At 60.1% G+C, this 26268-nt stretch carries 19 protein-coding genes and 1 pseudogene; all 20 read left to right on the forward strand.

What is annotated here, in order from left to right:
• Positions 1-15 precede the first annotated feature (15 nt).
• Complete coding sequence (locus FBY12_RS11365; RefSeq protein WP_145252923.1) at positions 16-3618, forward strand: glycosyltransferase; 3603 nt, start codon at positions 16-18, stop codon at positions 3616-3618.
• Between the two features lie 641 nt (positions 3619-4259).
• Complete coding sequence (rfbF, locus tag FBY12_RS11370) at positions 4260-5033, forward strand: glucose-1-phosphate cytidylyltransferase (RefSeq protein WP_145252924.1); 774 nt, start codon at positions 4260-4262, stop codon at positions 5031-5033.
• Complete coding sequence (gene rfbG, locus FBY12_RS11375) at positions 5015-6097, forward strand: CDP-glucose 4,6-dehydratase (RefSeq protein WP_145252925.1); 1083 nt, start codon at positions 5015-5017, stop codon at positions 6095-6097. Before rfbF ends, rfbG begins: the two co-directional genes overlap by 19 nt.
• A complete protein-coding gene (gene rfbC / locus FBY12_RS11380; RefSeq protein WP_145252926.1) occupies positions 6094-6654 on the forward strand; it encodes a dTDP-4-dehydrorhamnose 3,5-epimerase in 561 nt (186 codons plus the stop codon). Before rfbG ends, rfbC begins: the two co-directional genes overlap by 4 nt.
• A gap of 11 nt (positions 6655-6665) precedes the next feature.
• Complete coding sequence (locus FBY12_RS11385; RefSeq protein ID WP_145253306.1) at positions 6666-7523, forward strand: NAD(P)-dependent oxidoreductase; 858 nt, start codon at positions 6666-6668, stop codon at positions 7521-7523.
• Positions 7513-8583: a class I SAM-dependent methyltransferase gene (locus FBY12_RS11390; protein WP_121733541.1), complete on the forward strand. Its 1071-nt coding sequence runs from the start codon at positions 7513-7515 to the stop codon at positions 8581-8583. Before FBY12_RS11385 ends, FBY12_RS11390 begins: the two co-directional genes overlap by 11 nt.
• Positions 8584-8599: 16 nt before the next feature.
• A complete protein-coding gene (locus tag FBY12_RS11395) occupies positions 8600-11524 on the forward strand; it encodes a TIGR00180 family glycosyltransferase (RefSeq protein WP_145252927.1) in 2925 nt (974 codons plus the stop codon).
• A gap of 285 nt (positions 11525-11809) precedes the next feature.
• Positions 11810-13331, forward strand: a pseudogene (gene pseG, locus FBY12_RS11400) (UDP-2,4-diacetamido-2,4,6-trideoxy-beta-L-altropyranose hydrolase).
• A gap of 275 nt (positions 13332-13606) precedes the next feature.
• Positions 13607-14533 carry a ketoacyl-ACP synthase III gene (locus FBY12_RS11405; RefSeq protein WP_121733537.1) on the forward strand — a complete coding sequence of 309 codons (927 nt, stop codon included), beginning with the start codon at positions 13607-13609 and terminating at the stop codon, positions 14531-14533.
• Between the two features lie 331 nt (positions 14534-14864).
• Positions 14865-15716, forward strand: a complete 852-nt coding sequence (locus FBY12_RS11410) for a flagellin domain-containing protein (RefSeq protein ID WP_121733536.1) — start codon at positions 14865-14867, stop codon at positions 15714-15716.
• Positions 15717-15788: 72 nt separating this feature from the next.
• On the forward strand, positions 15789-16154 hold the full coding sequence (locus FBY12_RS11415) for a flagellar protein FlaG (protein ID WP_145252928.1): 366 nt from the start codon (positions 15789-15791) through the stop codon (positions 16152-16154).
• A gap of 82 nt (positions 16155-16236) precedes the next feature.
• Complete coding sequence (gene fliD, locus FBY12_RS11420) at positions 16237-17673, forward strand: flagellar filament capping protein FliD (protein ID WP_145252929.1); 1437 nt, start codon at positions 16237-16239, stop codon at positions 17671-17673.
• Positions 17674-17803: 130 nt separating this feature from the next.
• Complete coding sequence (fliS, locus tag FBY12_RS11425) at positions 17804-18199, forward strand: flagellar export chaperone FliS (protein ID WP_092271473.1); 396 nt, start codon at positions 17804-17806, stop codon at positions 18197-18199.
• 10 nt (positions 18200-18209) lie between these two features.
• On the forward strand, positions 18210-18506 hold the full coding sequence (locus FBY12_RS11430; RefSeq protein ID WP_092271471.1) for a flagellar protein FliT: 297 nt from the start codon (positions 18210-18212) through the stop codon (positions 18504-18506).
• 172 nt (positions 18507-18678) lie between these two features.
• Positions 18679-20154, forward strand: a complete 1476-nt coding sequence (locus tag FBY12_RS11435; RefSeq protein WP_092271469.1) for a sigma-54 dependent transcriptional regulator — start codon at positions 18679-18681, stop codon at positions 20152-20154.
• Between the two features lie 128 nt (positions 20155-20282).
• Entirely contained in the window at positions 20283-21476 is a 1194-nt protein-coding gene (locus FBY12_RS11440) for a PAS domain-containing sensor histidine kinase (RefSeq protein ID WP_178111747.1), read from the forward strand.
• Positions 21477-21481: 5 nt separating this feature from the next.
• Positions 21482-22885, forward strand: a complete 1404-nt coding sequence (locus tag FBY12_RS11445; RefSeq protein ID WP_145252930.1) for a sigma-54 dependent transcriptional regulator — start codon at positions 21482-21484, stop codon at positions 22883-22885.
• Between the two features lie 235 nt (positions 22886-23120).
• Complete coding sequence (gene fliE / locus FBY12_RS11455) at positions 23121-23450, forward strand: flagellar hook-basal body complex protein FliE (protein ID WP_092271463.1); 330 nt, start codon at positions 23121-23123, stop codon at positions 23448-23450.
• A 15-nt stretch (positions 23451-23465) separates the two neighbouring features.
• On the forward strand, positions 23466-25253 hold the full coding sequence (gene fliF / locus FBY12_RS11460) for a flagellar basal-body MS-ring/collar protein FliF (protein WP_092271461.1): 1788 nt from the start codon (positions 23466-23468) through the stop codon (positions 25251-25253).
• The gene (gene fliG, locus FBY12_RS11465; RefSeq protein ID WP_092271459.1) at positions 25246-26265 is read left to right on the forward strand and encodes a flagellar motor switch protein FliG; all 1020 of its coding nucleotides are present in this window, start codon (positions 25246-25248) and stop codon (positions 26263-26265) included. Before fliF ends, fliG begins: the two co-directional genes overlap by 8 nt.
• Positions 26266-26268: the final 3 nt, after the last annotated feature.

The raw sequence follows: 26268 nt of genomic DNA on the forward strand, positions 1-26268 counted from the left end.
GCCAGTGAGCCCGCCGTGAATCCACTTCCCCTCGTCAGCCTGGTCATTCCTGCCTTCAACCCGAGGTTTTTCGAGCGCACGCTGCGCAGTGCCATCGGTCAGGGCTATGCCAACCTCGAAATCATCGTGTGTGATGACAGTCGCGGCGACGAGATTCGCACCGTTTTCGATACGGTCAGCGAGCAAACCGGCGTGCCGCTGCGCTATGTGCGCAACCCGCGCACGCTGGGGCTGGTGGGCAACCTGCAGGCGTGTCTGGCGCAGGCGCAGGGTGAGTTTGTCAAATTCCTCTGTGACGATGACTTGCTGTTCGGCTCGTGTATCGAGGTTCAGGCGCATCTGCTGAACGAGAACCCGGACGTCAACCTCGCGCTGGCCCAGCGACTGTACTGGGATGCCAACGACGCGCCGTTGCCGTCGCGTCTGGAAAACACGCCGTTGTCGCCAACCAGCAGCGTATTCAAGGGTGAAGACCTGCTGGCGATTTTCGAGAAGTTTCCGGTGAACATTCTCGGCGGCTTCAGCAGCTCGCTGTTCCGTCGCGCCGATCTGCTGGAGTGGTTGCCGGCGCTGACCGCGCCCGGACACTGTTTTGTCGCCAGCCTCGACTTTGCGTTGTACGTCTGCCTGTTGCGGCGCGGCAACGTGGCCGTGTCCAACCATGTGCTGATCGTCGAGCGCTTGTATCCCGAGCGCCTTAGCAATCAGCAGCCGATCAAGGATGCCCTGCAAACCGAACGCCAGTGGCTGATGCAAATGATTCAGGCGCGCAGCGGTGAGGCCGCGCCCGCACCGGGCTGGGTGCGTTATCTGCCGTTGGATCGCCTCGGCGAAACCCCGCGAGTCTGGGAAGAACTGGCGCTGAACCGCACGCTGGGCAACAAGCAGACCACCCAGATTTGGGAAGTCGGTATCGCCAGCGAAAGTTTTGCCGAACTCTACGAACAGTGGCTGGCCTGCCGGACACTGACGGACTGCCAGCGCGAGCTATTGCCGGACACATTGGCAAACTGGCCGCGCGTGCCGAAAATTGTGCCGATCATTGTTGACGAGCATGGCAGTCGTGCCGCGCTGAACGTCACCCTCGACTCACTGGCCGCGCAAGATTACGCGCCTCATCTGACGTTGGTGTTGTCCGCAACCTGCACCGAAGCCGCGCTGGACGGGCGAGTGTTCCGCTTGCCGCTGCAAGAGGACTGGCAACAGCAGATCAACCAAGTGCTGGCGCAACTCGACGGCGCTGACTGGTTTTATCTGCTGCGTGCCGGTGATCGACTGGTGGCGCCGGCGCTGCTGGTGATGGCCGAGCGCATCGCCACGACGCCGGCGTTTGCTTGCCTGTATGGCGACGAAGGCGGATTGCTCCGGGGCGAATCGACCGACCCGGTGTTCAAGCCGGATTTCAACCTCGATCTGATGCGCAGCTATCCCTACGTAGGTCGGGCGCTGGCCTTTGAGTGCGAACGTTTTCTGGCGCTGGGCGGTTTCGATTCCGGGCACGGTGAATTGGCCCCGCATGATCTGCTGTGGCGTCTGCTTGAAACCGACGGTACGCAGGCGATCGGTCACGTTGCCGAAGTGCTGCTGGAATCCGCCTTCGACTTGACCCAATGGTTGTCGCTGCCCGAGGTGATGGAAGCCAATCCGTTGTTGCTGCAGGCGCATCTGCAACGCCTGGGCATTGCGCACCAGATTCGTGACGGCAGTTCGACGTTGCTCAATCGCGTCGATTATCTGCATGTCGCTCGGCCGCTGGTGTCGATTGTGATTGTCAGCAACGACCAGACGGTGGCGGTACAACGCTGCGTCGAGAGCCTGTTGGAAAAAACCGCTTACGGCGAATATGAGCTGCTGCTGGTGGATAACGGCAGCCAGAGCGAAGAGGCGCGCATCTGGTTCGACGGCATGGCGCAATTGGGCAGCGAGCGGATTCGGGTCATCGACTGTCCGTCGCAAGGCTATCCGCCGCAGGACAATGCGGCGGCGGTGGGCAATTTCGCCGTGGCGCAGGCGCGTGGCGAATACGTGCTGATGCTCAATCCTTACGCAGTGATCACCCAAGGTGATTGGCTGAGCGAGCTGCTCAACCACGCGCAACGTCCGGAAGTCGGTGCCGTCGGCGCCAAGCTGTTCAACCCGGAAGGTCGAGTGGTGCAAGCCGGTTTGATTCTGGGGCTGCACGGGCCGGCCGGCGTGCCGTTTGCCGGCGAGACCCTGCACGCGAAAGGCTACATGTATCGCCTGCAAACCGCACACAACCCGAGCGCCGTCGCCGGTGATTGCCTGATGCTGCGCAAAGCGGTTTTTGCTGCCGTCGGCGGTTTTGACGAGCAAGATCTGGCGCAGTCGCTGAACGACGTCGACCTGTGCCTGCGGATCGGCCAGCAAGGTTATCTGCTGGTCTGGACGCCGCACGCGCAATTGGCGCTGGGCGCGCAACCGCCGCGAGTCGCCGATCAGGCCCGTAGTGATCAGGAGCAAGAGGTTTTCTACAAGCGCTGGTTGCCGGTGATCGCGCGTGATCCGGCGTACAACGTCAACCTGGCGCTGGAGGGCCGAGGCGGGGTCAGTTTTGTCCTGGAGCCGGGTTTGCGCAGTGGCTGGAGTCCTTTTTCGAAATCGCCGCTGCCGAAGATTCTTGCCTTGCCGGCCAACGCTTCTGCCATCGGCCACTATCGCGTGACGCAGCCGTTGCTTGAACTCGAAGCCGTCGACCGGGCGCGCGGGCGTATCTACTACAACCGTCCTTCGATTATCGAAATCGAACGGTTGTCGCCAGACGTGATCGTTCTGCAGGGCCGTTATTCCGAAGGGCTGATCAACGAAATCCCGGTGTTTCGCACCTATTCCAACGCGCGGCGCATCTACGAACTGGATGATTACGTGATCAACGTCCCCCAGCGTAATGCGCACATCCGCAACATGCCGGGCAGGGACGACATGGAGAAACTGGTGCGCCAGGCGATCGGCATGTGCGACCGCGTCGTGGTGTCGACCGAGGCGCTGGGCAATGCGTTATCGGACATGCACGACGACATCCGCGTGGTGCCGAACATGCTCGCCCAACACCTGTGGACCGACATGCCGAGCCAGCGCCGCACCTCGAAAAAGCCGCGCGTCGGCTGGGGCGGCGGCACCAGCCACCATGGCGATCTGGCGGTGATCGCCGAGGTCGTGCGGGAACTGGCGAACGAGGTCGACTGGGTGTTTTTCGGCATGTGCCCGGATGATTTGCGCCCGTACATGCATGAGTTCCACGGCGTGATCGGCCTCGACGTGTACCCGGCGAAACTGGCCAGCCTGAACCTTGATCTGGCGCTGGCGCCGCTGGAATTCCACGTTTTCAACGACTGCAAAAGCAACCTGCGCCTGCTCGAATACGGCGCGTGCGGTTACCCGGTGATCTGCAGCGACACCGAGGCGTATCGCGGTTATCTGCCGTGCACGCGGATCAAGACCAACACCACCGATGAATGGCTGCAAGCGATCCGCATGCACCTGGCCGACCCGGATGCCAGCTACCGCATGGGCGATCAGTTGCGCGAAGTGGTGATGCGCGACTACGTGCTGCGCGGCGACAACCTGCGCTACTGGGAAAACGGCTGGCTCGCTGACTGAACCAAACCTGTAGGAGCATGGCTTGCCCGCGATGGCGGTTTATCAGTTGACCTGATGTTGAATGCGCCACCGTCTTCGCGGGCAAGCCTCGCTCCTACAGGGGGTGATGGTGATGCCTCCATCCCGGATTCACCACGGACGCTGATGCCTCCATCCCAGATTCACCACGAACAATGTGGGAGCAGAGCTTGCTCGCGATGGCTTCGTCTCAGTCGATAAAGATATCGACAGATCGGAGGCCATCGCGGGCAAGCCTCGCTCCTACAGGGGGTGATGGTGATGCCTCCATCCCAGATTCACCTCGAACGGTGATGCCTCCATCCCAGTCTCACCACGAACGGTAATGCCTCCATCCCAGACTCACCACGAACAATGTGGGAGCAGAGCTTGCTCGCGATGGCTTTGTCCCAGTCGATAAAGATATGGACTGATCGGACGCCATCGCGGGCAAGCCTCGCTCCTACAGGTTTCCCGGCCGTGAGCTGGCGCGTTTCCTGCAAGCCCCCCTTTATATCGCCATAAAACGAGCACTGACGGCGTTGTCAGCGGTGCTGTGCGCGGCGTTCAGCGTTTTATCCAGATGGCCCGCACACGCGTGAAACAGCGTGCCCGGGCCCTGTGACGAGCAAGAGGGGAAGCGGATGAAGGCAGTTATTTTGGCGGGTGGTCTCGGCACGCGCATCAGTGAAGAGTCGCACCTCAAGCCCAAGCCGATGATCGAGATCGGCGGCAAGCCAATTCTCTGGCACATCATGAAGCAGTACTCCGCGCACGGAATCCACGATTTCGTGATTTGCCTCGGCTACAAGGGCTACGCGATCAAGGACTTCTTCGCCAACTACTTCCTGCACACCTCCGATGTCACCTTCGACATGCGCAACAACCGCATGGACGTGCACCAGAACTACAGCGAGCCATGGCGCGTGACGCTGATCGACACCGGCGAAGAGACCATGACCGGCGGCCGTTTGCGCCGTGCCTCGCGTTATCTCGAAGACGAGCAAGCGTTCTGTTTCACCTACGGCGATGGCGTCTCCGACATCAACATCGGCGCGCTGGTGGATTTCCATTTGGCCCACGGCAAACTCGCCACCGTCACCGCCGTTCAGCCACCCGGACGTTACGGTGCGCTGGAGCGCGACGGCGATTCGGTACTGGGCTTCACTGAAAAACCGCGCGGTGACGGCGGCTGGATCAATGGCGGTTTCTTCGTGTTGTCGCCCAAAGTCTTGCCGTTCATTGCCGACGATCACACGTCGTGGGAAGCCGAGCCGCTCGCCGCGCTGGCCAAAGATCAGCAATTACAAGCCTTCCAGCACGACGGTTTCTGGCATCCGATGGACACCCTGCGCGACAAAAACCATCTCGAAGCGCTGTGGCAGAGCGGGGAGGCCCCATGGAAGCAATGGGATTGAGCCCGACATTCTGGCGCGGCAAACGGGTTCTGGTCACCGGTCACACCGGTTTCAAGGGCAGCTGGCTGACCCTGTGGCTGCACAGCCTGGGCGCCGAAGTCACTGGTTTTGCCCTCGATCCGTCGACCGAACCGAGCCTGTTTGAACTGGCGCGAGTCCACGAGGGCATCAACGATCAGCGCGGCGACCTGCGCGACCTCGGCGCCTTGCTGGAACTGATCGCCGACACCGAACCGGAAATCGTCCTGCACCTGGCGGCGCAACCGCTGGTGCGCGAAGGTTATCGTGACCCGTTGGGCACTTATTCCAGCAACGTCATGGGCACGCTTAACCTGCTCGAAGCGATCCGTCAGGTCGGTTGCGTGCGCGCTTGCGTGCTGGTGACCACTGACAAGGTCTACGCCAACAAGGAATGGCTGTGGCCGTACCGCGAAGACGAAGCGCTCGGCGGTCACGATCCTTACAGCAGCAGCAAGGCCTGCTGCGAATTGCTCGCGCAGTCGTATGCCGCCTCGTTTTTTGCCGCTGATCGTTATGAAGAACACGGTCTGGCGCTGGCCACCGCACGTGCCGGCAATGTCCTCGGCGGCGGCGATTTCGCCCCGGAGCGCTTGATCCCCGACGTGCTCAAGGCATGGTCGGCAGACGAACCGGTGACCCTGCGCTACCCGCAAGCCGTGCGCCCGTGGCAACACGCGCTGGAGCCATTGGCCGGTTACCTGCAACTGGCGGCCGGCCTCTACGAACAAGGTCCGCAATACGCCGGTGCGTGGAACTTCGGCCCGAGCGAAGCGGACATGTGCAGCGTCGGCGAAGTGGTCGAACTGCTCGCCAACCGCTGGCCGCAAGCACGCGGTTTGCGCATCGAGCCGAGTGAATTGCACGAAGCCGGCCTGTTGCGACTCGACAGCAGCCGCGCCAAACAACTGCTGGGCTGGCAACCGTGCTGGTCGTTGCAGCAATGCCTGGCGCAGACGCTCGACTGGCACCTGGCGTGGCAGAACGGCGAAGACATGCGCGAAGTCACCCTGAACCAATTGAATCTCTACAAGGATCGGTCATGAGCGAGCTGACACTCCAGGCGCTGAAACTGGAAGGGTTGTTTCTGATCCGGCAAAAAGTTTTCTGCGATGATCGCGGACGTTTTGCGCGATTGTTTTGCCAGACCAGTCTGACCGCGCAGGGCCGGCCGTTCGCGATTCGCCAGATCAACCATTCGCGCACCGCCGAGCAGGGCAGCGTGCGCGGATTGCATTACCAACACGCCGGTTTTGCCGAGTCCAAGTTGATCACTTGCGTGCGCGGCGCGGTGTGGGACGTGGTGGTGGACCTGCGCCCGCAATCGCCAACCTATCTGCAATGGCACGCCGAAGAATTGCGCGCCGACGATGGCCGCAGCCTGCTGATCCCGGCGGGTTTTGCCCACGGTTTTCAATCGCTGACTGACAATTCCGAAGTGTTGTACCTGACCGACGCCGATTACGCGCCGGCGCATGAAGCCGGGTTGTCGGTGCACGATCCAGCGTTGGCGATCCCTTGGCCGTTGCCCGTCAAGAACTTGTCGGCCAAGGATGCCAGTCATCCGCTGCTCGACGACACGTTCCGCGGGGTCGAGCTGTGACGGCTGCTGTGCTGAAAGTGCTGGTCACCGGCGCGACCGGTTTTGTCGGCCGGCACTTGGTCAGCGCTTTACTCGACAAGGGTTTCGAGGTTCGCGCGGTGGCGCGCAATGTCGAAGCGGCGCAGGCATTGCCGTGGTTCAACCAGGTAGAATTTGTTGCCGCCGATATTCAGGACCCGAACCTCGACGTCGCAGCCTTGGCCGAGGGCATCGACGTGATCGCGCACCTGGCCTGGAGCGGTCTGCCGAATTATCAGGCGCTGTTCCATTTCGAGCGTAACTTGCCGCTCGATTACGCGTTCCTCAAGCGGGTGATCGAGGCCGGCGTCAGCCAGGTCATGGTCACCGGCACCTGCTTCGAATACGGGCTGCAAAGTGGTCCGCTGAGCGAGACAGTGACCGCGCAACCGAACACGCCTTATGGTTTGGCCAAACACACCTTGCGTCAGTTTCTTGAGTCGTTGCAGCGCCAGCAGCCGTTCACGTTGCAGTGGGCGCGGTTGTTTTATCTGCATGGCGAAGGGCAGAACCCCAACAGTTTGTTGGCCAGCCTCGACCGCGCGATTGATGCCGGTGATGCGCAGTTCAATATGTCGGCGGGTGATCAGTTGCGCGACTACCTGGAGATCCGCGAAGCCGCCGCCATGCTCGCCGCGCTGGTGGCTCGTCGCGATGTTGCCGGCGTGATCAATTGCTGCAGCGGTCAACCGGTGTCTGTCAGGACATTGGTCGAGCAGCGCGTGGCCGAGCGTCAAGCAAATATCGCCCTCAACCTCGGGCACTACGGTTATTCCGCCCACGAACCGATGGCGTTCTGGGGCGTGGCCGAGCGGATTTCGCAATTGGCAGGAGAACAACATGCAGCATGAGCTCTATCGTGTCAGCGGCCTGCCGGTCTTGCAGAACCGCACGTTTGCCAGCGCCGAACAGGCGCGCGCCTCGGGCAGCGCCGACATCGTGCTGGTGCAGGACAGTGACAGCGGGCTGATCTTCAATCAGGCGTTCGACGCCAGCAAGCTCAGCTATGACGCCGACTATCAGAACGAACAGGCGCATTCGGTGCAATTCCAGCAGCACTTGAATGACGTCGAAGCAATTCTTGCCCGGCATTTCAAGGGGCAAAGCCTGATCGAAGTCGGCTGCGGCAAAGGCTATTTCCTCGAAATGCTGCGCGGGCTCGGCTACGCGATTACCGGGATCGACCCTTCCTATGAGGGCGATAACAGCGAAGTGATCAAGGCGCCATTCACTCAGGAATTGGGCCTCAATGCTGACGCGATTGTGTTGCGCCACGTGCTGGAACACATCAGCGACCCGGTGAGTTTTCTCGCCGACATTGCCGCCGCCAATCGCGGCGGGCAGATCTATATCGAGGTGCCGTGCTTCGACTGGATCGTCGAGCACAACGCCTGGTTCGATGTGTTCTACGAACACGTGAATTACTTTCGCCTCGCCGACCTGCGCGGGTTGTTCGATACCGTGCATGAAGCCGGGCATCTGTTTGGCGGTCAGTACCTGTACATCGTTGCGGACCTGTCGACGTTGCGCCGCACACCGCTGCAACCGCCGCACATGCTCAGCCTGGCGGACAACTTCACCGCCAGCATCGATAAAGCCGTGCAGATCATTCAGGCCAGCGGCAGCCACGGCGCCGGCATCTGGGGCGCCTCGTCCAAAGGCGTGATTTATTCGCTCGCGCTGCAACGTGCCGGGGTCTCGGTCGAGCATGTGGTCGACATCAACCCGTCCAAGCAGGGCCGTTATTTGCCGCTGAGCGGGGTGCGCGTGTCGTCGCCGCAAGAAGCGATCGACGGCTTGCCCGAAGGTGCCAATCTGTTTGTGATGAACTCCAACTACCTCGAAGAAATCAAGCGCATGACCGGTGGACGCTACGTCTATCACGCCGTCGACAGCGCTTCATTCCAGTGACTATTGAGACCTCGAAATGACTGTAAGCACGCTTCCCCAAACCTTCGAGCCGACGCTGCCCTTGAGTGAATTGTTGACGGTGGTGCTGATCACCCACAACCGCCCGGTGTTCCTGCGCCGGGCGTTGCAGTACTACCGTAATCTGCCTTGCAAAGTGATGGTGCTGGACTCGTCGAGTGAACGTCCCGAGGACGACTTTTCAGCGGTCGATTATCACCATTTGCCACAGATCGCCTACTGGGGCCTGCAGTCCAAATTGACCTTCGGCGTCGAGCGATTGACCACGCCGTACATGGTGTTTGCCGCCGACGATGATTTCCTGCTGCACGGGGCGCTGGGCGAAGCGGTGAGCTTCCTCGAAGCCAATCACGATTACGCGCTGTGCATCGGCTACACCCTGATGTACCTGGGGCTGGCGGGCAGCGTCAATTACTACCGCCGCGACAAAAAGGTCTGCGAGGACTATCAGTCTGACGACGCTGGGCAACGGCTGCTGGGTTTCATGCACCAGTTCATCCCGCCGTTTTATGGCGTGTGCCGCACCTCGGTGGTCAAGGACTGGTACGCCAGATTGCCGCAGGGCACCAATTTCGAATGGCAGGAAATCGGCCACGCCTACTTCCTGTTGATGAACGCCAAGGCGCGCATTTTGCCGATCCCGTACTCGGTACGGGAAATGAACTACGGATTCTCCGATCACGACACCGACGTCTATCGCGCGCTGACCTATACCGACGCCAAGTCTGTTGCTGCGCGTGAGGCATTCGCCGACTTCCTCGCCTCGCTGCCGCATGGCGTCGAGCACCTCGAGCCGGCGCAGCGCAAAACCCTGGCGCTGGAGAGTTTTGCGACCATGGCCGAAAGCCTGATCGCCAATCGCGGCTTGACCATGGAATTGATTTTCGAGTCGTGCTGGACCCAGGCACTGGCCGAGCCGGTGCGGCGCTTCGGGCCACGCCAATATGTCGAAATGCCGTTCTATAACAAGACGTTTTTTGATCTGTTGACCGAGATTGAATTTCTGATTCACGCGATGCCCGCCGGGCGCGTGCAGTTGGAAAAACTCGAAGGCATGTGGACGCGCCAGGAACATCTGTTGCGCGCGCGCAACAACGATACGCCGCAAAGTGTCGCCGACCGTTTGTGGCAGGCCCACGATCTGGACGTGTTCAACCGCGCGGTGGTCAAGCGCCTGGCGCAACAGACGCAATTGCTCGGCGAGGATGAGGAGACAGAAAAACTGACCGAGTGGGCCGGGCGCCTGGAAGCGCTGTCGGCGAAAGACCCGCACGCGGTTTTCAACCGCATGCACTCCAGTCGCTTGCTCGATTGGCTGGCCGCGCGTCAGCCGGATGCCGAGCAGGCCGGGCAAATCGCCAGCCACTTGGCAGCGCATGCCGGCGGCCCGCGCTTCGGGATTTTTCTGCTGGATGTCGACAACGACATCGACAAAGTCCAGGTCACGCTCGACAGCCTCGTCGAAGGACACTGCAAAGCGTTCAAGATTGTCGTGTTCACCACCGGTGAGCCGCCAGCGGCGACCACTGCGCAAAACACCCTGCATTTTGTCCGGGTGACGCAAAGCAACTTCGTCGACAAGCTCAACCAGAGCGCCGGGCAATCGCCGTGCGACTGGCTGTTGCTGGCGCAGGCGGGCGACGAGTTCACGCCCGGCGGGCTGCTGCGCGCCAGTCTCGAATTGCTCACTGTCAGCGGTCTGGACGCGGTGGCCACCGATGAAATCCAGCGTAAAGCAGATGGCGCACTGGTTGATGTGTTCCGTCCGGGGTTCAACCTCGATCTGCTGCAAAGCCTGCCGGCGTTGATGGCGCGGCACTGGTTGATCCGTCGTGAGGCCGTGCTGGAAGTGGGCGGTTATCAGGCCGATTTCAGCAATGCGCTGGAGTTCGACTTGTTGTTGCGCATCATCGAGCACAGTGGCCTCGGTGGCCTCGCGCACCTCGACGAACCGCTGCTGATTACCCAGGCGCCGGCGCTGGAAGAAAACGCCCACGAGCGACTGGCGTTGCTGCGGCACCTCGGCAATCGCGGCTACAAGGCCAAAATCACCTCGCAAGTGCCAGGCACGTACCAGATTGATTACCGGCACGCCGAGCGGCCACTGGTGTCGATTATCGTCCCGGCCGGGGAAGATCTGGCCGCGCTGCAACGTTGCGTCGACGGGCTGCTGCTGAAGACCCGTTACCTGCGTTATGAAGTGCTGATCGCGGTCAATCCGGCTCAAGCGGCGGCGGTCGACGATTGGCTAAGTGCGTTGCAAAACATCAAGGTGCGCCTGCTGCATGCCGAGCAATCTTTGAGCGAAGTAGCGCTGTGCAATTTCGCCAGCGAGAAAGCCCAGGGCGAGTATCTGGTACTGCTGGCGCCCGACGCCGAGGTGGTCAACCCGAACTGGATCGAGTCGCTGCTCAACCATGCGCAACGTCCGGAAGTCGGGGTGGTCGGGGCGAAACTGGTCGATCGCGATGGCAAGATTTCCGGCGCCGGGCTGATTCTCGGGCTCAATGGCGCGGTCGGCTCAGCCTTCGTCGGCGAAAAGCATGACGCCAGCGTGTACTTGCAACGCCTGGCCGTGGAGCAGAATTATTCTGCGGTGTCGAAGGTCTGCCTGATGGTGCGCAAGGAATTGTTCGACGACTTGGGCGGGCTCGATAACGAAGCGTTTGCACAAGGTTTCAGCGACGTCGATCTGTGTCTGCGCGCCGGTCAGGCCGGTTACCTGACGGTGTGGACGCCGCTGGTGCAGGTTCTGCATCAAGGCGAGCAACCGTCAGCGCCACAGGCTCTGGACGCGTTGCGCGAAAAATGGAGCACGGCGTTCGCCCAGGATCCGGCCTACAGCGCGCATCTGGCGTTGACCGGCAAAGGTTTCACGCTGGGTGAAAGCGCGCCGATCAATTGGGCACAGTTGCTGGCCTGAGAGGCGTGAGCTGACAGAGGTCACTTGGTGTGGCAACCGCGCCAAGTTGTCTGAACGCGCATTTGCTGGTGAAATGCCTGGCCCTTGCGACGAGCATTTGTTCGTTGCAAGGGTTCAGGCAGCCACCGTGACCCGCAGTTTTTCCGGTGGACGACGTCACGTGGTTTCTCCGGGAAAAGCACTTTTGAACAGCGTCGCCATCATTCCGGCCAATCGTGCCGAACAGATTTATCGGACTCCGCTCAATGCGCTCCTGCTCGCGCCAAAAGTGCCGAGTGCGTGGCGATGAGAGTGCTGATCCGCTCCGACGCCTCGCCGACGATTGGCAGCGGGCATATCGCCCGTCTGCTGCCCTTGGCCAGAACCCTGCGCCAGCAAGGCGTTCACGTCGCGTTTGCCTGTCGCGAACTGCCCGGTCATCGCCTCGACAGCCTCGCCGCCGAGGGTTTCCAGACGTTCTGCTTGCCGGCGCGTTATCCCGATGAAGACCCGCAACAGGCCATCGAGTCGATGCTGCCGTGGCAGGCCGACATCGATGCGCTGGACCCATTGCTGCAAAACCACTCAGCGTTCGATTGGGTCATCGTCGACCATTACGGCCTCGATCATCACTGGCAAACCGCTGCTCGGCGCTGGGCGCCACGGATCGCGGCGGTGGATGATCTGGCGACACGCACTTACCGCGTCGATCTGCTGCTCAATCAGAATCTCTCGGGTACCGCCGAGGCCTACGTTGGCCTGCTCGGTGACGATTGCCAGACCTTGTTCGGCCCGCGCTTCGCCATGCTGCGCGACGAATTTCGCTGCCCGGCGCTGCCGATCAAACCCGTGGCCAAACGCGTGTTGGTCAACTTCGGCGGCTTCGATGCGGCGCGGCAAACCCATCACGCGATGCTGGCGTTGCAGGACTTTCACGATCTTGAGGTCGATTTCGTCGCGGGCGCCGCCAACCCGGCGTGGGACGAGATGCAAGCGCTGGCGGCCGCGCGGCCAAATTGGCGCCTGCACAGTTTTGTCAGCGATTTTCAGCGTTTGATGACCGAAGCCGATCTGTTTGTCGGCGCCGGTGGCGGCACCAGTTGGGAGCGCGCGGCGATGGGCTTGCCGACGATTTCCATTGCTGTGTCGAATAATCAGCAGGCCAATGGCGAGGTCATGGCCAGCTCGGGCGCGCACGTGTTTCTCGGCGCGCGTGAGCAGGTCAGCGTCGAGCAATTGCGCCTGGCGGTGGGTTTTGTCGCCGGCAATCAGGGCTTGCGCCAAAGCATGGCCGAGCGCTCGCGACAGTTGGTCGATGGCCGAGGGGCGCAACGCGTGGCGGCGGCGCTGGTCGGCGCAATGTTGCCGCTGCGCGAGGCGACGCTCGACGACGCTCGTCTGTTGTTCGCCGGGCGCAACGCCGAGGCGGTGCGGCGCTGGTCGCTGGACAGCCGCGAGATCGATTGGCCGGCGCATCAGGCGTGGCTTGCGGCGAGCCTGGTCAATCCGCAGCGCTTGTTGCTGATCGCAGAGGCCGCTGATGGCCCGGTCCGGTGTGATGCGTTATGAGCTGCGCGGCGTCAGCGCCGAAGTATCGATTTATCTGTTCGAAGGGCGTTGTGGCCTCGGGTGGGGCAGGGCGCTGCTGGCGCGCGGCGAGGCGTTTGTTCGCGCCCGTTGGCCACAACTGCAAAGCCTCAGCGCGCAGGTGTTACCTGGCAATCAGCCGTCGCTGAGGCTGTTTGCTGAGGCCGGTTTTACGCAGAGTGCCTGCGTATTCACCCGTCTGATGCCCGCAGACCTGGATCTGCCCGAGCCCTTCATCTAGTACCCGACCAGCTCGCCACGGCACGCCGCGGCTCATTGGTCGAATATCGGTTGTCGAGTTGATTCGGCAAAATAGCGTGACCTGTGAGTCATAACGCGCATCTTCACTGTATTGTATTGACCGGGGAGATGGCGCCTGGCCCGTTATCGGGTCCAGTGATAGCCCTCAACGCTCCCCGCTGTCGCCCGTTGCGGCGACTGAAAATCACTGTATGTCGGCGCCCCTCGAATCCTTGCGAGCGGTGGTATTGGGCTGTTTATTATTGGGAAGCCGTAATGATTGGCATAAAAAGCATTGCGAGCTACGTTCCTGTAGCCGGCGTGGACAATTACGCACAAGGTGCAAAATTCGAGAAGGATGAAGAGTTCATCCTTGGCAAGATCGGTTCAGCGTTCCTGCCGCGCAAAGACGCCGCGCAGGAAACCTCGGACCTGTGTGTCGAAGCCGTCAACGCGTTGTTCGCCAGCAACCCTGAGCTGAAACGCGAATCCATCGACGTGCTGATCGTCGTCACCCAGAACGGCGACGAAGAAGGCCTGCCGCACACCGCCGCAATTGTTCAGGACAAACTCGGTTTGTCGACCAACGTTGCCGCGTTTGATATCTCGCTGGGCTGCTCGGGTTACGTCTACGGTATCTACGCGATCAAGGGTTTCATGGAAGCCACCGGCCTGAAAAACGGCTTGCTGGTCACTGCCGATCCGTACTCGAAGATCGTCGACCCGGAAGACCGCAACACCACCATGCTGTTTGGCGACGCTGCCACCGCTACGTGGATGGGCGAAGACGCGCCGTGGCAGTTGGGCAAAGCCAAGTTCGGCACCGACGGTTCCGGCGCGCCGCACTTGAAGGTCACCGATGGCGTGTTCTATATGAACGGTCGTCAGGTTTTCAATTTTGCCTTGCTCAAAGTCCCGGCGCATTTGCACGAGTTGCTCGACGAGTCGAATTTGCAGGCTGCCGATATCGACGCGTTCTGCATTCACCAGGGCAGCGCGGCGATTGTTGACGCCGTCGCCCGACGGTTCGAAGGCGAGCCGGAGAAATTCATCAAGGACATGGTCGAGACCGGCAACACAGTGTCTTCGAGTATTCCGCTATTGCTCGAAAAACACGTACTGGACTCGGACTGGAAGCGCGTGGCACTGAGCGGTTTTGGTGTGGGCCTGTCGTGGGGCTCGGCGATTATTTATCGTCCTTAAGCAGTAGGCGGGACGAAAAAACCTCAGCCGGCTACAAAAAAAGCGTTCAAGGCATCCCTTGAACGCTTTTTTTTGCCTGCGCGAAAAGTGGCTTTCGGCAGCGCTGCAACGCCACTTGGCGCCACGGACAGTTTTATGACGTCATTTTTATGTGGCTGGAATCGCGCTAAGCCTTTGTTTTCCGGGGGGTGGCCGGGTGATGGCAAATATTTTTAAAAAAGCCCTCAAGCAACCTGCCAAACCGACGATAACTATTACGAAGGTTCTCTAGGCCACACCCGGCGCTTGCCAGGGCCGGAAGCCGCAGTACCCAACCAACGAGGAATTCGTCATGGCTTTAACAGTAAACACTAACGTTACATCGTTGAACGTTCAGAAAAACCTGAACCGTGCTTCCGATGCACTTTCGACCTCGATGCAGCGCCTGTCCTCCGGCCTGAAAATCAACAGCGCCAAAGACGACGCCGCCGGCCTGCAGATCGCTACTCGCATGAGCTCGCAGATCCGTGGTGGTACTCAGGCAATCCAGAACGCCAACGACGGTATCTCCGTTGCGCAAACCGCTGAAGGCGCGCTGCAGGCTTCGACCGACATTCTGCAACGTATGCGTGAACTGGCTGTTAAAGCACGTAACGGCACCAACGGCGACAAAGACCAGGAAGCGACCAACTCCGAATTCGCTCAGATGTCTGACGAATTGACCCGTATCTCGGCTTCCACCAACCTGAACGGCAAAAACCTGCTCGACGGTTCGGCTGGTACTGTAACTCTGCAAGTTGGCGCAAACACTGGTTCGGCTAACCACATCGACCTGGACCTGACCGGCAAGTTCGACGCCGTCAGCCTGTCGGTAGGCAGCGGTACTGTTGCTCTGACCGGCGCTACCCCAAGCGACGCTGCTGCAGCAGCCGACGCCGCGATCACTGCTATCGATGCCGCCATTGCGTCGATCAACACCACTCGCGCCAGCCTCGGTGCTTCGCAAAACCGTCTGACCAGCACCATCTCCAACCTGCAAAACATCACTGAAAACACCACTGCTGCACAGGGTCGCGTACAAGATACCGACTTCGCCGCAGAAACAGCTAACCTGACCAAACAGCAAACTCTGCAACAAGCTTCCACCGCTGTTCTGGCCCAGGCTAACCAGCTGCCATCCGCCGTACTGAAACTGCTTCAGTAAGATCGGATTGAGTTTTGGCGGGGGAGTGCGCTTGCGTGCTCTCTCGCTTTTTCCGTTTAAGAGGTGATGGTCATGGACATGAGCGTGAAGCTGAATTTGTCTTACCCGGCCGCGAAACCGGCACTCAGCACTACCGATAAGCCGGCCGAACAGCCTCGCGTGGAAATTACCAAGGCTGCCGCCGCCAATAGCTCGGAATCGCGCAACCCGGACAATTCGGAAAAACTCAAAACTGCCGTGCAGGAAATTGAAAAATTCGTCCAGTCGGTAAAGCGCAATCTTGAGTTTTCGATCGATGAAACATCGGGCAAGGTCATTGTCAAAGTGATCGCGAGTGAATCCGGTGAAGTCATTCGACAGATTCCGTCGGCCGAAGCAATGAAGCTCGCGGAAAGCCTGCATAACGCCAGTAACGTGTTGTTCGACGCCAAAGCCTGATGCTGGCATGAAACGTGTTTGTACGATCATTGATCGCTGAGAGTGGTCAAAAGACCGGCGATACACAGAGAGGGAGATGCACATGGCAAGTCCAATTCTACCGGGTTCGGGTCTAGGCTCTGGTCTGGACATCGGCGCGATCGTCAGTGCGCTGGTTGGTGCCGACAAATCGGCCAAGCAAACCCAGATCGATACGCAGACCAAAACCAATACGCTGAAAATCTCCGGTGTCGGTGCCCTGAAAAGCGCATTGACCGCGTTTCAAACGGCGATGAAAAACCTGGGCAGTACGACGACTCCTGCATTTGCGGGTTTTACTGCTTCTTCAGGCAATGCCTCGATTCTCGCTGCGACCTCGGACAACACAGCGGTGGCCGGGACTTACAGCGTTGTCGTGAAAAATCTGGCCACCGGCTCGAAAGTGGCGAGCGCTGCTTTTGCGGGCGGAACTGCCAGTGCCATTCCGAGTGGTACTCTGAAAATCAGTCAAAATGGCACTGACTACGATGTCGCGATTCCCGCCAATGCGACCCTGCAGTCAACCCGGGACGCGATCAACACCGCGCAGGGCGCCAACGGTATTTCGGCCAACATCGTGACGGACAGCACCGGCGCTTCGCGTCTGGTGATCAGTTCGAACAAGACTGGCGCCGGCTCCGACCTCACCGTCAGCGGCATCGCCGGCCTGGAGATCGATGGCACCAAACCGATGAGTGATACCCCGTTGCCAGGCGCCTCCGGTGCGGTCAACGGGATTGCCAGCGATGCATTGCTGACCATCGATGGTCTGACCGTCACCAGCAAAAGCAATACGGTCACGGGCGCGATCAGTGGCTTGACGCTTAATCTCGCCGCCGTCAGCCCCGGCACGCCGCCGACCGCCGCTGTGGTCACCGTCGCCAACAACACCACCGGTTTGCAGACCTCCGTCCAGGCGTTTGTGGATGCTTACAACACCCTGAAGAAAACCGTCGATACCTTGTCCAAAGCGACGGCCGACGATGAGGGTAATCCGACCGTTTCTGCGGCGTTCACGGGTGATGCCTTGCCGCGTTCGCTGATTGCCGACATCCGCGGTCAGTTGACTGCGCCCGGCGCCGGTGGTCCGTTGGCGGTGCTGTCGCAGATCGGGGTCATGACCGACCAGAACACCGGTAACCTGGCGTTCGACTCGGCAGCGTTCACCAAAAACATGGCTACTAACGGCATGGCCGGTCAGGTGCAGCAGTTGTTCACCGGGACCAATTCGACCAATGGCCTGCTGGCGCGCATGAGCGCTGCTGTCGATCCTTACGTCAAGACTGGCGGGCTGCTGGATCAACGCAGTTCCAACCTGACGACTGTCGGCAAGGCGCTGACGACCCAGCAGAAAGCGTTGGATTTGCACGTCACCAGCCTCACTGCGACCCTGACGGCGAAGTACAACGCGATGGATTTGATTGTCGGGCAAATGAAGGCGACGGCCAGCAACATCACCTCGTTCTTCGCGTCGCTGAACGCGCAGCAGTCCAGCAAGTAGTCATGAACTGACGACAAAAACCCGGCTACGCTTTTTCAAGTGCGCCGGGTTTTTGTCTTTTCAATCTAAAGTTTTCTGGCTCGACGACGATACAGTGGTCATACGAGTCAACGTGGCAATGAGGTAAAACATGAACCCAATGTTAGCCCTTCGGCAATATCAGAAGGTTGGCGCACAGGCGCAAACGTCCGAAGCCAGTCCGCACCGCCTGGTGCAAATGTTGATGGAAGGTGGGCTGGATCGTATCGCCCAGGCCAAAGGCTCCATCGAGCGTAAAGATGTGCCGGGCAAGTGCGTATCGATCAGCAAGGCGATCGGCATTGTCGGCGGCCTGCGTGAAGGTCTGGACCTGGAGAACTCCGCCGAAGCCGTCGGCGAGCTCGACCAGTTGTACATCTACATGATGAAGCGTCTCGCCGAGGCGAACATCAAGAGTGACCCGCGGATCCTCGACGAAGTCGCGGGTTTGCTGCGCACGGTCAAAGAAGGCTGGGACGCCATCGCGGCGCCAGGTCCTCAGTTTTAAGGAGATCACCATGAGTCTTGTTTTGCAGCGAATCGAACACACCCGCGTAGCGTTGGTGAGTGCATTGGCCGACCGTAACTGGGAGGTGATCGGTCAATTGGATCTGGATTGCCGGTCCTGCATGGAAGACGTCTTGAGTGAAGCTTCGCTGGACGAGGCCGCGTTGCGCGACAACCTCGAGGAGCTGCTGTATGTCTACAAGCAGCTTCTGGAAGTGGCGATGGGGGAGCGGCAGGCAATTGTCGACGAGATGTCTCAGATCCACCAAGCGCAGAACGCCGCAAAGGTTTACCATCTGTTTGGTTAATTAATCCCCGGTTAATCCAAACTAGTGCGCCATAAATTTGACTGTGCACAGTTTTTTGACTTAACTAGTGGCTGTATCCAGATTTCAGGCGTCTACAGGCTTAACGAGTCTGCAAGCGTCTAGCTTGCCCCCTCATTTCGGGCATTGAGTTGACTAGGGAAGTTGCTATTGCATGTGGCGTGAAACCAAAATTCTGCTTATTGATGACGATAGCGTCCGCCGCCGCGATTTGGCGGTGATCCTTAATTTTCTTGGCGAAGAAAATTTACCCTGCGGCAGCCATGACTGGCAGCAGGCGGTCGGCTCTTTGTCATCAAGTCGTGAAGTCATTTGCGTACTGATCGGGACGGTGAATGCTCCTGGCGCGCTTTTGGGCTTGTTAAAGACACTCTCAACCTGGGATGAGTTCCTTCCGGTTTTGTTAATGGGCGATAATTCTTCCGTTGACTTGCCCGAAGACCAGCGTCGCCGAGTGCTTTCGACCCTCGAAATGCCGCCCAGCTACAGCAAATTGCTCGACTCCCTGCACCGTGCCCAGGTCTATCGCGAGATGTACGACCAGGCCCGCGAGCGCGGTCGTCACCGCGAACCCAATCTTTTCCGCAGCCTCGTCGGCACCAGCCGGGCGATTCAGCACGTGCGCCAGATGATGCAGCAAGTCGCTGACACCGACGCCAGCGTGCTGATCCTCGGCGAGTCCGGCACCGGCAAGGAAGTGGTCGCGCGCAACTTGCACTATCACTCCAAGCGCCGCGACGGGCCATTCGTTCCAGTCAACTGCGGGGCGATCCCGGCCGAGTTGCTGGAAAGCGAATTGTTCGGTCACGAGAAAGGCGCGTTCACCGGGGCGATCACCAGCCGCGCCGGGCGTTTTGAACTGGCCAACGGCGGTACGCTGTTCCTCGACGAAATCGGCGACATGCCGCTGCCAATGCAGGTCAAGCTGTTGCGCGTCCTGCAGGAACGTACCTTTGAACGCGTGGGCAGCAACAAGACCCAGAGCGTCGACGTGCGCATCATTGCCGCGACGCACAAAAACCTCGAAAGCATGATCGAGATCGGCACGTTCCGCGAAGACCTTTACTATCGCCTGAACGTGTTCCCAATCGAGATGGCGCCGCTGCGCGAACGTGTCGAAGACATTCCGTTGCTGATGAACGAATTGATCTCGCGCATGGAGCACGAGAAACGCGGCTCGATCCGTTTCAATTCCGCCGCGATCATGTCCCTGTGCCGCCACGGCTGGCCGGGCAACGTCCGTGAGCTGGCCAACCTGGTGGAACGCATGGCGATCATGCATCCGTACGGGGTGATCGGCGTGGTCGAATTGCCGAAGAAATTCCGCTACGTCGACGACGAAGACGAGCAACTGGTCGACAGCCTGCGCAGCGACCTCGAAGAGCGCGTGGCCATCAACGGTCACACGCCTGACTTCAGCGCCAATGCCTTGCTGCCGCCGGAAGGCCTGGACCTCAAGGACTACCTCGGTGGTCTGGAGCAAGGGCTTATTCAGCAAGCGCTGGATGATGCGAATGGCATCGTCGCGCGCGCCGCCGAACGCCTGCGTATTCGTCGTACCACGCTGGTGGAAAAGATGCGCAAGTACGGCATGAGTCGTCGTGATGGAGATGAACAGGCGGATGATTGACGCCTGTTTTTCAAGTCGTTCATTTGTAAGCGATTTTTTTTAGGCACGGGTATTGCTATAGCTCTCGCAACGTTCCGTTTAACTGACGGTCAGCCAAGCGAGAGAGCACGATGCCCCAAGCCGCCCAGATGTCTCCTGTCCCTGATACTTCGGGGCTGCCGCTGCCCGTAGAGCAGGCGAGCCGTCTCGGACTTGAGCAGGCGTTCGCGCTGTTCAACCAGATGTCGAGCCAGTTGACCGATTCCTACAGCATGCTCGAAGCCCGCGTCACCGAGCTCAAAGGTGAGCTGGCAGTGGTCAGCGCCCAGCGCATGCAAGAGTTGGCGGAAAAGGAACGCCTGGCCAACCGTCTGCAAAACCTCCTTGATCTGTTACCCGGCGGCGTGATCGTCATCGATGCCCAAGGCATGGTGCGCGAAGCCAACCCGGCCGCGTGCGAATTGCTCGGCTTGCCACTCGAAGGCGAGTTGTGGCGCCAGGTCATCGCCCGTTGTTTCGCGCCCCGTGAAGACGATGGTCATGAAATCTCCCTGAAGGACGGTCGGCGCCTGTCGATTGCCACGCGCTCGCTGGATGCCGAGCCCGGTCAGTTGGTGTTGCTCAACGACCTCACCGAAACCCGGCATTTGCAGGATCAACTGGCGCGCCACGAACGTTTGTCGTCGCTGGGGCGCATGGTGGCTTCGCTCGCTCATCAAATCCGCACACCGCTGTCCGCCGCGCTGTTGTACGCCAGTCATTTGACCGAGCAGGAATTGCCGGTCGCCACCCAGCAACGTTTTGCCGGGCGCTTGAAAGAGCGTCTGCATGAACTCGAACATCAGGTGCGCGACATGCTGGTGTTTGCCCGTGGCGAACTGCCGCTGACCAACCGCGTCACCCCCAAAGAACTCATGCAGGCGCTGCAAGCGGCGGCGTTGACGCATGTGCAGGATTTGCCGATTCGCTGGCAGTGCGACAGCCATGCCGGCGAATTGCTGTGCAATCGCGACACCTTGGTCGGGGCGATTCTGAACCTGATCGAAAACGCGATTCAGGCCAGCAGCGGCGCGGTGCGCTTGAAAGTCCATCTGTATAGCCGCGACAACCATTTGCGCCTGTGTGTCAGCGACAGCGGCAGCGGCATTGAGCCGGTGGTGCTGGCGCGATTGGGCGAGCCTTTTTTCACCACCAAAACCACTGGAACCGGGCTTGGCCTGACCGTGGTCAAGGCAGTGGCTCGCGCGCATCAGGGAGAATTGCAGTTGCGCTCGCGGCTCGGTCGCGGCACGTCTGCGTTACTGACCTTGCCGTTGTTTTCCAGCGCAGCGCAGATGGAGTGAAGGGGATGCCAATCAAGGTTTTACTGGTCGAGGATGACCGCGCGCTGCGCGAAGCACTGGCCGACACCCTGCTGCTCGCGGGCCACGATTTCAAGGCTGTCGGTTCTGCCGAAGAGGCGCTGACGGCGGTCGCTGTCGAGGCGTTCAATCTGGTGGTCAGCGATGTCAATATGCCGGGCATGGACGGCCATCAACTGTTGGCGTTGCTGCGCGCGCGTCAACCGCAATTGCCGGTGTTGCTGATGACTGCGCATGGCGCCGTCGAGCGTGCCGTCGATGCGATGCGCCAGGGCGCGGCGGATTATCTGGTCAAGCCTTTTGAGCCCAAAGCCTTGCTGGATTTGGTGGCTAGGCACGCGCTCGGCAGCCTCGGCGCAAGCGACAGCGAAGGCCCGATCGCCTTCGAACCGGCCAGCGCGCAGTTGCTGGAACTGGCGAAGCGCGTGGCGCGCAGCGATTCGACCGTGTTGATTTCCGGCGAATCCGGCACTGGCAAAGAAGTGCTGGCGCGTTTTATTCACCAGCACTCGAACCGCGCCAATCAGCCGTTTATCGCGATCAACTGCGCGGCGATTCCCGACAACATGCTCGAAGCGACGTTGTTCGGTCATGAGAAAGGTTCGTTCACCGGCGCCATCGCCGCTCAGGCCGGCAAGTTTGAACAGGCCGACGGCGGGACCATTCTGCTCGACGAGATTTCCGAAATGCCGATGGGCCTGCAGGCCAAGTTGCTGCGGGTGTTGCAGGAGCGCGAAGTCGAGCGGGTCGGTGCGCGCAAGCCGATCACTTTGGACATTCGCGTGGTCGCCACTACTAACCGTGACCTGGCCGGTGAAGTGGCGGCGGGGCGTTTTCGTGAAGACCTTTATTATCGTTTGTCGGTTTTTCCGCTGGCCTGGCGTCCGTTGCGCGAGCGTACCGCCGACATCCTGCCGCTGGCCGAGCGGCTGTTGGCTAAACACGTCAATAAAATGAAGCATGCGGCGGCGCGTCTGTCGCCGGACGCGCAGGCGTGCCTGATCGGTTATCCGTGGCCGGGCAACGTGCGCGAACTGGACAATGCGATTCAGCGCGCGTTGATTCTGCAGCAGGGCGGCTTGATCCAGCCGCAGGATTTCTGCCTGTCGGGGCCGGTGGCCTGTGCGCCGTTGCCGACGTTGGCGCCGACATTGGCATCTACGCTGACGCCGCTGCGGGCGGCGGACGTGGATGTAGAGTCGGCGAATGCCTTGGGCGATGACCTGCGTCGCCATGAATTCCAGATGATCATCGACACCCTTCGCGCCGAACGTGGCCGCCGCAAGGAAGCCGCCGAACGCCTGGGCATCAGCCCGCGCACCCTGCGCTACAAACTCGCGCAAATGCGTGACGCCGGCATGGACGTGGAAGCGTACCTGTTCGCCACTTGAGTGCGGCGCGCCGCATAACCCCCTGTAGGAGCGAGCCTGCTCGCGATAGCGGTCTATCAGTCGACATTTATGTAACTGACACAGCGCTAATCGCGAGCAGGCTCACTCCTACAGTAGTTTTCGCATCTGCAGGCTTTTCTGAAGGCTGTCTCGCCGAGCTGGCACCCTTGTTGCTAACACCTGTATACCCGCCGAGTGAGTGTCAAAAAATTGCGGGTCGTCAGAGAGAGAGACCATGAGCCAAGGTATTGAATTTAATCGATTGATGTTGGACATGCGTTCCATGCAAATGGACGCAATGTCGGCACCCAAATCGACTGCAGCCGTTCCCGAACTCGGTGGCAGCAGCTTTGCAGACATGCTTGGCATGGCCGTCAATAAAGTCAGCGAGACCCAGCAGGCGTCGAGCCAGTTGGCCAATGCCTTCGAGATCGGCAAAAGCGGCGTTGATCTGACGGACGTGATGATTTCCTCGCAGAAGGCTACTGTGTCTTTTCAGGCGTTGACCCAAGTGCGTAACAAGTTGGTTCAGGCTTACCAAGACATCATGCAGATGCCGGTTTAAGGACGAGATTGAGTCATGGCTGATGCGATCGCCGATAATGTTCCGGCCAAGGCCACCCCGGTAGACGGCAAACCGCCGCTGTTCGGGTTGTCCTTCCTGGAAAACCTCTCCGAGATGACCATGCTGCGTCAGGTAGGCCTGTTGGTCGGCCTGGCTGCGAGCGTGGCGATTGGCTTCGCCGTGGTGTTGTGGTCGCAGCAGCCGGATTACCGGCCGCTGTACGGCAGCCTCGCCGGGATGGACGCCAAGCAGGTCATGGAAACCCTGGCCGCCGCCGACATTCCTTATTCCGTTGAACCCAATTCCGGTGCCTTGCTGGTCAAGGCCGATGATGTGTCGCGCGCGCGGCTCAAGCTCGCGGCCGCTGGTGTCACTCCCAGCGACGGCAACATCGGTTTTGAAATCCTCGACAAGGAACAGGGTCTGGGCACCAGCCAGTTCATGGAAGCGACCCGTTATCGTCGCGGCCTCGAAGGCGAACTGGCGCGGACCATTTCCAGCCTGAACAACGTCAAGGGTGCCCGCGTGCACCTGGCGATCCCGAAAAGCTCGGTGTTCGTGCGTGATGAGCGCAAGCCAAGTGCGTCGATTCTGGTTGAGCTGTATTCCGGCCGTTCGCTGGAGCCAGGTCAGGTTTTGGCGATCATCAATCTGGTTGCCACCAGCGTGCCTGAGCTGAGCAAGTCGCAGATCACCGTCGTCGACCAAAAGGGCAACCTGCTGTCCGATCAGGCGGAAAACTCCGAACTGACCATGGCCGGCAAGCAATTCGATTACAGCCGTCGCATGGAAAGCATGCTCACCCAGCGTGTGCACAACATCCTGCAACCCGTGCTGGGCAACGACCGCTACAAGGCAGAAGTGTCGGCGGACGTCGATTTCAGTGCTGTCGAGTCGACTTCCGAGCAGTTCAACCCGGATCAACCGGCGTTGCGCAGCGAGCAATCGACCTCTGAACAACGTACTTCCAGCAATGGCCCGCAAGGTGTGCCGGGTGCCCTCAGCAACCAGCCGCCAGCGCCAGCCTCGGCGCCGCAAACCACCGGTGGCGCGACTGCGGCGGCGGGCATGGTGCAGCCAGGTCAGCCATTGCTTGATGCCAACGGTCAGCAAATCATGGACCCGGCCACCGGCCAGCCTATGCTTGCACCGTACCCTGCGGACAAGCGTCAACAATCCACCAAGAACTTCGAGCTCGATCGCTCCATCAGCCACACCAAGCAGCAACAGGGTCGTTTGAATCGCCTGTCGGTGTCGGTGGTGGTCGATGATCAGGTCAAGGTCAACGCGGCCAACGGTGAAACCAGCCGTGCGCCGTGGAGCGCCGACGAATTGGCACGCTTCACTCGCCTGGTGCAGGACGCCGTCGGTTTCGACGCCAGCCGTGGTGACAGCGTCAGCGTGATCAACATGCCGTTCTCCGCCGAACGCGGCGAAGTGATTGCCGATATTCCGTTCTACTCCCAGCCTTGGTTCTGGGACATCGTCAAACAAGTGCTGGGTGTGTTGTTCATCCTTGTACTGGTGTTCGGTGTGCTGCGTCCGGTGCTGAACAACATCACCGGTGGCGGCAAAGGCAAACAACTGGCCGGCATCGGCAGCGACGTCGAGTTGGGTGGCATGGGCGGCCTGGACGGCGAACTGGCCAACGACCGCGTGAGCCTCGGCGGCCCGACCAGCATCTTGCTGCCGAGCCCGAGCGAAGGCTATGACGCCCAGTTGAACGCAATCAAAAGTTTGGTGGCAGAAGATCCGGGCCGTGTGGCCCAGGTCGTGAAAGAGTGGATTAACGCAGATGAGTGATAACCGAGCCGCTGTCGCCAAACTGTCCCGTGTCGATAAAGCCGCGATCCTGCTGCTGTCGCTCGGTTCGACGGATGCCGCCCAAGTGTTGCGCCACATGGGGCCCAAAGAGGTCCAGCGTGTGGGCGTAGCCATGGCGCAAATGGGTAACGTGCACCGTGAGCAGGTCGAGCAGGTGATGAGCGAGTTCGTCGACATCGTCGGCGATCAGACCAGCCTCGGCGTCGGTTCCGACGACTACGTGCGCAAAATGCTCACTCAGGCGTTGGGCGAAGACAAGGCCAACGGCCTGATCGACCGCATTCTGCTGGGCGGCAACACCAGTGGCCTGGACAGCCTGAAGTGGATGGAGCCGCGCGCCGTCGCCGACGTGATTCGTTTCGAACACCCGCAGATCCAGGCAATCGTGGTCGCGTATCTCGACCCGGACCAGGCTGGCGAAGTGCTCGGCAACTTCGACCACAAGGTGCGTCTGGACATCATTCTGCGCGTCTCGTCGTTGAATACCGTGCAGCCAGCGGCGCTGAAAGAACTCAACCAGATTCTCGAGAAGCAGTTCTCCGGCAACTCGAACGCCTCGCGCACCACCCTCGGTGGCATCAAGCGTGCGGCCGACATCATGAACTTCCTCGACAGCTCGATCGAAGGTCAGTTGATGGATTCGATTCGCGAAGTCGACGAAGACCTGTCCGGTCAGATCGAAGACCTCATGTTCGTGTTCAACAACCTGTCCGATGTTGATGACCGCGGGATTCAGGCGTTGCTGCGCGAAGTGTCCTCCGACGTGCTGGTGCTGGCCCTCAAGGGTTCGGACGAAGGCGTCAAGGAAAAGATCTTCAAGAACATGTCCAAACGAGCGGCCGAACTGTTGCGCGACGACCTCGAGGCCAAAGGCCCGGTGCGCGTCAGCGACGTCGAAACTGCACAGAAAGAAATCCTCACCATTGCCCGCCGTATGGCCGAAGCCGGAGAAATCGTTCTCGGTGGAAAGGGCGGCGAAGAGATGATTTAAGGT

The sequence above is a fragment of the Pseudomonas sp. SJZ131 genome, assembly GCF_007828705.1.
Taxonomy (GTDB): domain Bacteria; phylum Pseudomonadota; class Gammaproteobacteria; order Pseudomonadales; family Pseudomonadaceae; genus Aquipseudomonas; species Aquipseudomonas prosekii.